Origin of the sequence: Mesorhizobium sp. WSM3879, assembly GCF_002294915.1 — a bacterium.
Classification (GTDB): domain Bacteria; phylum Pseudomonadota; class Alphaproteobacteria; order Rhizobiales; family Rhizobiaceae; genus Mesorhizobium.
Genome location: NZ_NSFZ01000003.1, coordinates 622,457 through 630,601 on the forward strand (window position 1 = coordinate 622,457; position 8,145 = coordinate 630,601).

The following is an 8,145-nucleotide window of genomic DNA, read 5'->3' on the forward strand; positions in this document are numbered from 1 at the left end:
GACAACGCCGCAAGGCCCATGACGCAGATTTGCGGCCGCTTGGAGCGGTGTCCTTCTGGCGCTCGGTCAACCATGGGCCTATATTGGTTTTGGCGGTCTGCGCTTCCCGGCAGGAGAAACTTATCCCCGGGGCCTTATCGATCCTTAGGGAGCTGTCCCTGGGAAGACCCGTGGGTTTTCTCACACGGCGCCCACCTACTTTGTAGGCACCCGGGATCGACCTCTCCACCGGTTGTGTGGATCGCCACTCTCCCGTTTTTGAATTTGATGCGGTAGAAAGCGTCGCTCCTGCAACTTCGTCCGGATACGACCTTTTCTAACGTCTGCGCATGACCTCATCAAAAGACCTGAAAAAACAGCTTCGCAAGGAAGCTCTGGCGCGGCGGGATGCGCTGGACGAATTCTGGCGGGTCGAGATCGCGCTCGAAATGGCTGAGACGGCGCGTGACCAGATCGCCGTCGAACCGGGCCAGATCGTCTCCGGCTTCTGGCCGATGCGCTCCGAGGTCGATGTGCGGCCGCTGATGTTCGCGCTGCGCGAGAAAGGCGCCAGGCTTTGCCTGCCGGCGATCCTCGACAAGACAACCATCGTCTTCCGCGAGCTGGTGCGCGGCGCGCCAATGGTCGAGATGGGTTTCGGCACGGTCGGACCGCACGAGGAGGCCGAAGAGCTCGACCCCTCGCTCATGTTTGTTCCGCTCGCAGCATTCGACGCGCGCGGCCACCGCATCGGCTACGGCGCCGGCTATTACGACCGGGCGATCGCCAGGCTGGCCGACAAAGGGCTGCCGCCGCGGCTGATCGGCATTGCGTTCGACTGCCAAGAGGTGGCGCAAGTGCCGGATGAGAACCATGACGTGATCATCCCGGAAATACTCACCGAGAGCGGGTTACGCCGGTTTACCGCCTCTTAGAGTATTCCGATCCGCTTCGCGCGATTCCGATACCTATCCAACAGTATTCCTGCTATCCAATCCAAGTTGAGGCCTAGCAAGGGATTTTGTCTTCATGCGATTCATCCTGATGCCGTTTGCTCTGATCGCGGCAGCACTGTTTGCGATGGGATTGCATATCACCGGAACCACCCTGTACCACCAAGCCGCCTGGGGGCAGACGGTCGCTACCGTGACGGATGTCAGTCCTTTCACTGAAATGCACAAAAATGGCCTCGCCATAGAGCGCATCAATGTCGCCCTCGCCTATGTGGTTGACGACGTGCCGATGACCTGGTCCGGAAAGGGAAACCTTGTCGGTCTCCACGAGGCGTCGATCGGCGACAAGGTGAAATTCTACTACGACCCTGGCGATCCAGCGATCCTCGATACCGCCGGAATGAAGGGCTGGCGCGGCATGCTGTTGATCCTTGCAGGTACCGGCGGCTTCACCGTCTTCTACGTTTGGTTTTTCTGGCTGCGCGGACGGAGCGTGCGTTAGACGTCGCCTTCGGCTGCTAGGACGAGGCGGTGGTGCCGTATAAGACCATCATGTGATCATCCCGGAAATACTCACCGGGAGCGGGTTGCGCCGGTTCACGCCGCAATTGTAGAAAAGCGGTTGAGAAACGCATGATCTTTTGCGGAAAGTCATGTAGCTTTTGCTTGGCGGACTTTCGACGCGGGATCGTATGAGACTTCTCTTCCTCGGCGACATGGTTGGAAAAACTGGGCGCACGGCGGTGTGGGAACAGCTGCCGGGCTTGATATCCGACTTCAAGCTCGACTTCGTCATCGTCAATGGCGAGAACGCCGCCGGCGGCTTCGGCATCACCGAGGAGATTTTTCGCGAGACGCTCGCGGCGGGCGCGGATGTCGTCACCACCGGCAACCATGTCTGGGACCAGCGCGACGCGCTGGTCTTCGCGCCGCGCGAGGAGCGCTTCCTGCGCCCCTCCAATTTTCCCAAGGGCACGCCGGGGCGTGGTTCCGGCGTCTATATCGCCAGGAACGGCGCGCGGGTGCTGGTCGCCAACATCATGGGGCGCGTCTTCATGCATCCCGAGCTCGACGATCCGTTCCAGGCCGGCGAGCGCGAGCTTGCCGCCTGTCCGCTTGGCGAACAGGCCGACGCGGTAGTGATTGATTTCCATGCCGAGGCGACTTCGGAAAAGATGTGCTTCGCGCATTTCGTCGACGGCCGTGCCAGCCTTGTGGTCGGCACCCACACGCACCAGCCGACCGCCGATCATCAGATACTCAACGGCGGCACCGCCTATATTTCGGACGCCGGCATGTGCGGCGACTATGATTCCTCGCTTGGCATGGACAAGGAAGAGCCGCTCAACCGCTTCCTGTCGAAAGTGCCGAAAGGTCGTTTCGAGGCCGCGAATGGACCGGCGACGCTGTGCGGCGTCGGCGTGGAAATTTCCGACCGCACCGGGCTCGCCGAGAAGATCGCGCCGTTTCGCCGCGGGCCGAGACTCGAGGAAACCGCGCCGTCCTTCTGGTCATGATATTGATATGAGCACCGGTCGTACCTAACTGGCGACGAAACCCGCGAAAACTGCTCTAGATCGTAGAGGGGACGACCTCCATGCAGCTTGTCGAGTTCCTGGCGCCGCACTTTGCCTTTGTCTCCGATCCCACAGCCTGGATCGCGCTGCTGACGCTGGTGGTGCTGGAGGTGGTGCTCGGCATCGACAACCTGATCTTCATCTCGATCCTGACCAACAAGCTGCCGGAAGCGCAGCGCGCCCGCGCCCGCAAACTCGGCATCTCGGCGGCACTGGGCATGCGGCTGGTGCTGCTCGCCACGATCTCGATCATCGTGCAATTGACGACACCGGTGTTCACGGCGTTCGGGCATGGCTTTTCCTGGCGCGACCTGATCCTGATCGCCGGCGGCCTGTTCCTTGTCTGGAAGGCGACCAAGGAAATCCACCACACGGTCGATCCGCAGGATCATCAGGACTCGATGATGGGCGGCACACTGCAGATGAGCCTGGCCGGCGCGATCTTCCAGATCCTGCTGCTTGACCTCGTCTTCTCGATCGATTCCATCATCACCGCCGTCGGGATGACCGACGAGATCGCCATCATGTACATCGCTGTCATCGTGGCGGTGAGCGTGATGATGCTGGCGGCGACGCCGCTCGCCAACTTTATCGCCAAGAACCCCACAATCGTGATGCTGGCGCTCGGCTTCCTGCTGATGATCGGCATGACGCTGATTGCCGACGGCATGGGCTATCACGTGCCCAAGGGCTACATCTACGCCGCCATGGGTTTTTCCGCGCTGGTCGAGGGCCTCAACATGCTGGCGCGGCGTCGAAAGAAGCAGCGGTCCGGCGGCGGGCATTAAACTAGGGCAGGTTGATCTGCCAGGAAACGCCGAAGCGATCGTTGAGCCAAGCGAAACGGCGGCTGAAGCCGTAATCGTCGGTCGGCATCAGAAACGCGCCGTCCTTGGCCAGCACCCCGACAATGCGATCGAGCTCCTCCTCGGAGGAACAGTCGACGAAGAGCGAGAACGACGGCGTGAAGGAGAAGGCGTGATGCACGGGGCTGTTGAAGACCATGACCTCCGTGCCGCCGATCACGACGCGGGCCAGCTTGAGCGTGCCTTCGGGTCCGTCCTCACCGGCGCCATAGCGTGTGACGTCGACAACGCGGCTTTCTGGAACGGTGTCGCAATAGAGGGTCATGGCCTCCTCGGCCTGACCTTCGAACATCAGGAAACGGCGTTACCTTCACGGCCGGGCCTCCTCGCTCAAAGGGAGTCAAATATTGGTCTCGTTGGCCGGCTCGCCTTTCATCTCGGCGCGATAATAGCCGTCGCGCAAATTGATGCCGTATTCGAGATACGCCTTCATGCAGGCGAGCATCTGCGACCAGCCCTCGCAATCGAGGTAGGATTTCTTCAGTCCGACCTCGCCTTCGTGCCAGCCGGCCTCGGCGATGGTAACGAAGGTGCCGCCGTCGTCCAACGGCTCGAAGTTCATCTCGATGCGTGTCTTGTAGGCCGGCTTGCCGTCAGTGTCGGCCGCGTCCCAGCGCAGCACGATACGCCTATCCTTGATCACCTCGTCGACCTCGACCGGCACCGTCTTCCACCAGGTGACGGTGGTGCCGGCGACCAGCGGAGCAGAGGCGCCGCCAATGGTGGTGAAATAGCCGCTGAGCTTCGTCGGGTTGACCACGGCGTCGAAGACTTCGGCGACCGGCTTGCCGATGCGTCCGGAAATCCTGAATCCAAGAGACATATCCACAGCTCCTTCCTTGCCTCGTGAAACAATATGTTATAGAAACATAACATGTCAAGCCAAACCTCGGACGATCGTGTTTTCAAGGCCTTGGCGCACTCTCGCCGGCGCGAGTTGCTCGACCGCCTCAAGGATCAGCCGCAGACCACCGGGGCGCTCTGCGAGGCTTTCCCGGACATGGATCGCTGCACGGTCATGATGCATCTGAAGGTGCTGGAAGAGGCCGATCTGGTCGTGGCGAGGCGCGAGGGGCGCGAGCGCTGGAACCATCTCAACGCGCTGCCGATCAGGCAGATCCACGACCGCTGGATCGGCCAATATGCCGGCCATGCGATCAGCATCCTCGACCGGCTGAAGTCGGATCTGGAGGGATGATGCCGCGCTGCAAGGGCAATCTCGGTGTGTACGCCGTCAGGGTCGACGGTCCGGCTGGACGAATTGAGCCGATTTATCTATAAGCCGGCCATTCCGACAGAGAGCGCCGCGGGCCTTCGCAGGCACGCTTGCAGCGTTCTGAATTTTTGAATTCGAGCATTTGCCGATGCCGGGTGATCGCGCCCGGCCGAGAAATGCTCTAGCCGAACACGACAGGGGTGCCATGGCTGGCCATTCGCAGTTCAAGAACATCATGCACCGCAAGGGCCGCCAGGATGCGGTGCGGTCGAAAATGTTTTCCAAGCTGGCACGCGAAATCACCGTCGCCGCCAAGACCGGCACGCCGGACCCGGCGATGAACCCGCGGCTGCGCCTTGCGGTGCAGAACGCCAAGGCGGTGTCGATGCCGAAGGACAACATCCAGCGCGCCATCAACAAGGCCTCCGCCGGCGATGCCGAGAACTACGAGGCCGTGCGCTATGAGGGCTATGGCCCCGGCGGCGTGGCGCTGATCGTCGAGGTGCTGACCGACAACCGCAACCGCTCGGCGTCCAATGTGCGCGCCGCCTTCACCAAGGCCGGCGGGGCGCTCGGCGAAACCGGCTCGGTGTCGTTCATGTGGAACCGCGTCGGCGAGATCTATTACCCGGCTTCGGCCGGCAGCGCGGACAAGGTGATGGAAGCCGCGATCGAGGCCGGTGCTGACGACGTCGAGTCGGACGAGGAAGGCCACACCGTCTATTGCAGCTTCGAAAATCTCGGCGAGGTATCGAAGTCGCTCGAAGCCGCGCTCGGCGAAGCGGAGTCGGTGAAGCCGATCTGGCAGCCGCAGAACAATGTGCCGGTCGATGAAGAACGGGCGCAGTCGCTGATGAAGCTGGTCGCCACTCTCGAGGACGACGACGACGTGCAGAGCGTCTACGCCAATTTCGAGGTCGACGACGAAACCATGGCCAAGCTCAGCGCGGCCTGATCGGCTGACCGTATGAGCGGAACTCGATCCGACATGAGCGAGAAGCCGCGGCCCGCCGTCCGCATCACCTACTGCACGCAATGCCAGTGGCTGCTCAGAGCCGGCTGGATGGCACAGGAGCTGCTCTCGACCTTCGGCACCGATCTCGGCGAGGTGACGCTGGTGCCAGGCACCGGCGGCATCTTCACGATCTCCTGCAACGACCAGCTTGTCTGGGAGCGCAAGCGCGACGGCGGTTTTCCGGACGCGGCGAAGCTCAAGCAACTGGTCCGCGATGTCATCGACCCGGAGCGCGATCTGGGACACGCCGACCGCAAGACGCACAAGAAGACGGACCCCGCCTGAGGTGGTGTTTTATCCGCTGGCCGCTCTCTTCAAATCAGCGCCAGGATGAAGCAGGCCATCGCCACGATCGCGGTGATGGTGCGGACGTGGTTCCACATGACCCATTGGCGCAGATGGTTCGCCCACACGGCGGCGCCGTTGCTGCTGGCCGGGTCGACGGCGGCCAGGGCGTCGTTGAGCGGTACGTTGAACACCATGGTCACGATCGGGTTGCCGACGAGATAGATTACGGCGCCGGCAAGCAGCCAGTACGAGCCCGATTGGCTCCAGCCCCATGATGACAGCGGCAATCAGCACCAGGCAGATGAGGCCGGTGCCGAAAAGCGCCGTCATGAAGGCGGGCGTAATTACGGTGATGTTGATCGAATTCATCGCTGCGATGCCGGCTGGGACGGGCAGCCTGGCAAGTGCTGCCATGACGAAATTGGAAAAGGCGAAGAAGACGCCGCCGACCACGCCAGAGCCGATCGCGGCAATGAAGGCGAGGGCGGGAAGAATTTTCATCATCTCAGTTACTCCAGACGCCGCTGGCTGCGGTTTCGATTGCATAGGCGAAGAAGTCTTTCGGCCGGCGGCCGAGCGCGCGCTGCACGCCGTCGGTCAGCGATTCGTTGCGGCCGTCGAGCACCTCGGTGAAGAGCTCGTTGAGCAGCCAGGCGAATTCCGGCGGCAGGTTGTGCGCAGCCACCGTTTCGATGAATTGGGCATGCGAGATCCGCCGATAGCGGATGTCGCGGCCAGTGGCTTTGCCGATTTCGGCGACGGCCTGAGCAAAGCTCAGCAGACGCGGGCCGGTGAGTTCGTAAAGCTGGCCGGCATGGCCCGGCTCCGTCAGCACGGCTTCGGCGACATCGGCGATATCGTCGACATCGACGAAGGGTTCGCCGACAGCGCCGACCGGCAGGGCGACTTCGCCTTCGAGTATGGATTCGATGAGGAAGCCTTCGCTGAAATTCTGCGAGAACCATGAGCAGCGCAGGATCGTCCAATCGGCACCGGAGACCTTGACCATTTCCTCGGCGCGCTGAGCCTCCGTCTCGCCGCGACCGGAGAGCAGTACCAGCCGCTTGATGCCGCGCTCGACGGCAAGTTTGGCCAACGCCTCGACAGTTTCGGCGGCGCCCGGCACCGCGATGTCAGGATAGTAGCTGATGTAGACGGCGCCGACGCCGTCGAGGGCCGCGCCCCAGGTTTTCTTGTCCGACCAGTCGAAGGGAGGCGTGCCTGCGCGGGAGCCGATCCGCACCGGGATACTGCGGGCGGTCAGCCGTTCGGCCAGCCGCCGGCCGGTCTTGCCGGTGCCGCCCAGGATCAAAATCGGTTTCCGTGACGTGTCGGTCATCTCGATCTCCTCGTTTTCTTAATATGAGTAGTCCTCATGTTTGCAAAACGTGATAACCGCTCGTATTTTGTGAGTCAAGCCAGTTTCTCGAGGATCTTTCGGAGGAAGCTCATGCAAGGCAGGGTAGCCGCGAAGCTCGACCAGGAAATCGCAATGCCCCGGCGAGCGCCGACGCAGCAGCGCAGCCGCGAGCGGGTCGAGCGGATGCTTGCCGCTGCCGCGGCGCTGATCGCCGAGCAAGGCAGCAATGCCATGCGCATGGGCGAGGTGGCGGAAAGAGCAGGGGTGTCGATCGGCTCGCTCTACCAGTTCTTTCCCGACAAGCGGGCGATCGTCTGGGCGCTGGCCGAGCGCTACACCGCCGAAAGCCAGGCCTGCATTTCGGCGGCGCTGAAGGACGTCAGCGACGCCGAAGGGCTGAAGCAGGCGTTTTCGGAGCTGGTCGACATCTATTACGGGATGTTCCTGGCCGAACCGGTGATGCGCGACATCTGGTCGGGCACGCAGGCCGACAAGGCCTTGCGCGAACTCGAACTGGCCGACAGCCGGGCCAATGCCCGATTCCTCGTCGCGGTGCTGAAGCGGTTGCGTCCCGGCGCAAATACCGTGGCGATGGAGACGGCGGCGCTGCTAGTCTGGCAGATGGGCGAGGCGGTCATGCGGCTGGCGATCTCCGTCGACCGGGAGGAGGGCGACAGGCTGGTCGCGGCCTATAAGCGCATGGCGCTGCGGGAGCTGGTGGAAGGGTAGGTACAACCTGGTCGGGTTTCCCGCAGCGTCTGTGGCCAACAAAAAACCCGCCTCGGAGGCGGGTTTTGATCTGCGACACGTTTAGAGCGGCGGATTTTCATGTGAGTCCATAGCCTGCGGCAGTGAAGTAGTTTCTGCATTCTGTTAGGGAGAACAGATTGC

At 62.2% G+C, this 8,145-nt stretch carries 11 protein-coding genes, 1 other RNA gene and 1 pseudogene; 9 read left to right on the plus strand and 4 right to left on the minus strand.

All coding sequences use genetic code 11. The features are described 5' to 3' along the window. The first annotated feature begins 91 nt into the window (after nt 1-91). The 5 genes from ssrS (at nt 92) to CK218_RS09760 (ending at nt 3,297) form a co-directional block, all read left to right on the plus strand. Nucleotides 92-247: non-coding RNA, 6S RNA (ssrS, locus tag CK218_RS09740), on the plus strand. Between the two features lie 82 nt (nt 248-329). Further along, nucleotides 330-914 carry a 5-formyltetrahydrofolate cyclo-ligase gene (locus tag CK218_RS09745; RefSeq protein ID WP_095827528.1) on the plus strand — a complete coding sequence of 195 codons (585 nt, stop codon included), beginning with the start codon at nt 330-332 and terminating at the stop codon, nt 912-914. 94 nt (nt 915-1,008) lie between these two features. Continuing rightward, nucleotides 1,009-1,434, plus strand: a complete 426-nt coding sequence (locus CK218_RS09750) for a DUF3592 domain-containing protein (protein ID WP_095827529.1) — start codon at nt 1,009-1,011, stop codon at nt 1,432-1,434. A 190-nt stretch (nt 1,435-1,624) separates the two neighbouring features. Next, nucleotides 1,625-2,449: a YmdB family metallophosphoesterase gene (locus CK218_RS09755; protein ID WP_067319494.1), complete on the plus strand. Its 825-nt coding sequence runs from the start codon at nt 1,625-1,627 to the stop codon at nt 2,447-2,449. 80 nt (nt 2,450-2,529) lie between these two features. Next, nucleotides 2,530-3,297: a TerC family protein gene (locus tag CK218_RS09760; RefSeq protein WP_067001713.1), complete on the plus strand. Its 768-nt coding sequence runs from the start codon at nt 2,530-2,532 to the stop codon at nt 3,295-3,297. Between the two features lies 1 nt (nt 3,298). On the opposite strand, the gene CK218_RS09765 is transcribed toward CK218_RS09760, so the two are convergent. Continuing rightward, nucleotides 3,299-3,667 (minus strand): VOC family protein, encoded by a 369-nt coding sequence (locus CK218_RS09765; protein WP_095827530.1) that lies wholly within the window; start codon nt 3,665-3,667, stop codon nt 3,299-3,301. 48 nt (nt 3,668-3,715) lie between these two features. Further along, complete coding sequence (locus CK218_RS09770) at nt 3,716-4,198, minus strand: SRPBCC domain-containing protein (RefSeq protein ID WP_095827531.1); 483 nt, start codon at nt 4,196-4,198, stop codon at nt 3,716-3,718. Nucleotides 4,199-4,249: 51 nt separating this feature from the next. Between CK218_RS09770 and CK218_RS09775 the strand changes: the two genes are divergently transcribed. The 3 genes from CK218_RS09775 (at nt 4,250) to CK218_RS09785 (ending at nt 5,891) form a co-directional block, all read left to right on the plus strand. Beyond that, the gene (locus tag CK218_RS09775) at nt 4,250-4,573 is read left to right on the plus strand and encodes a helix-turn-helix domain-containing protein (protein WP_095827532.1); all 324 of its coding nucleotides are present in this window, start codon (nt 4,250-4,252) and stop codon (nt 4,571-4,573) included. A gap of 223 nt (nt 4,574-4,796) precedes the next feature. After that, the gene (locus CK218_RS09780) at nt 4,797-5,546 is read left to right on the plus strand and encodes a YebC/PmpR family DNA-binding transcriptional regulator (protein WP_067001721.1); all 750 of its coding nucleotides are present in this window, start codon (nt 4,797-4,799) and stop codon (nt 5,544-5,546) included. Nucleotides 5,547-5,579: 33 nt separating this feature from the next. Continuing rightward, nucleotides 5,580-5,891 (plus strand): SelT/SelW/SelH family protein, encoded by a 312-nt coding sequence (locus tag CK218_RS09785; protein WP_095827533.1) that lies wholly within the window; start codon nt 5,580-5,582, stop codon nt 5,889-5,891. Nucleotides 5,892-5,920: 29 nt separating this feature from the next. On the opposite strand, the pseudogene CK218_RS09790 reads toward CK218_RS09785, so the two are convergent. Continuing rightward, nucleotides 5,921-6,398 (minus strand): annotated as a pseudogene (locus tag CK218_RS09790) (DUF1772 domain-containing protein). Between the two features lies 1 nt (nt 6,399). Further along, nucleotides 6,400-7,233, minus strand: coding sequence for an NAD(P)H-binding protein (locus tag CK218_RS09795; RefSeq protein WP_095827534.1), 834 nt, complete (start codon nt 7,231-7,233; stop codon nt 6,400-6,402). 111 nt (nt 7,234-7,344) lie between these two features. On the opposite strand from CK218_RS09795, the gene CK218_RS09800 reads away from it, so the two are divergent. Continuing rightward, complete coding sequence (locus CK218_RS09800) at nt 7,345-7,983, plus strand: TetR/AcrR family transcriptional regulator (protein ID WP_095827535.1); 639 nt, start codon at nt 7,345-7,347, stop codon at nt 7,981-7,983. The last annotated feature ends 162 nt before the right edge of the window (nt 7,984-8,145 follow it).

Coding starts and splice junctions, on each gene's coding strand:
- CK218_RS09745 (WP_095827528.1), top strand. CDS start 330: ATGACCTCATCAAAAGACCTGAAAAAACAGCTTCGCAAGGAAGCTCTG.
- CK218_RS09750 (WP_095827529.1), top strand. CDS start 1,009: ATGCGATTCATCCTGATGCCGTTTGCTCTGATCGCGGCAGCACTGTTT.
- CK218_RS09755 (WP_067319494.1), top strand. CDS start 1,625: ATGAGACTTCTCTTCCTCGGCGACATGGTTGGAAAAACTGGGCGCACG.
- CK218_RS09760 (WP_067001713.1), top strand. CDS start 2,530: ATGCAGCTTGTCGAGTTCCTGGCGCCGCACTTTGCCTTTGTCTCCGAT.
- CK218_RS09765 (WP_095827530.1), bottom strand. CDS start 3,667: ATGTTCGAAGGTCAGGCCGAGGAGGCCATGACCCTCTATTGCGACACC.
- CK218_RS09770 (WP_095827531.1), bottom strand. CDS start 4,198: ATGTCTCTTGGATTCAGGATTTCCGGACGCATCGGCAAGCCGGTCGCC.
- CK218_RS09775 (WP_095827532.1), top strand. CDS start 4,250: ATGTCAAGCCAAACCTCGGACGATCGTGTTTTCAAGGCCTTGGCGCAC.
- CK218_RS09780 (WP_067001721.1), top strand. CDS start 4,797: ATGGCTGGCCATTCGCAGTTCAAGAACATCATGCACCGCAAGGGCCGC.
- CK218_RS09785 (WP_095827533.1), top strand. CDS start 5,580: ATGAGCGAGAAGCCGCGGCCCGCCGTCCGCATCACCTACTGCACGCAA.
- CK218_RS09795 (WP_095827534.1), bottom strand. CDS start 7,233: ATGACCGACACGTCACGGAAACCGATTTTGATCCTGGGCGGCACCGGC.
- CK218_RS09800 (WP_095827535.1), top strand. CDS start 7,345: ATGCAAGGCAGGGTAGCCGCGAAGCTCGACCAGGAAATCGCAATGCCC.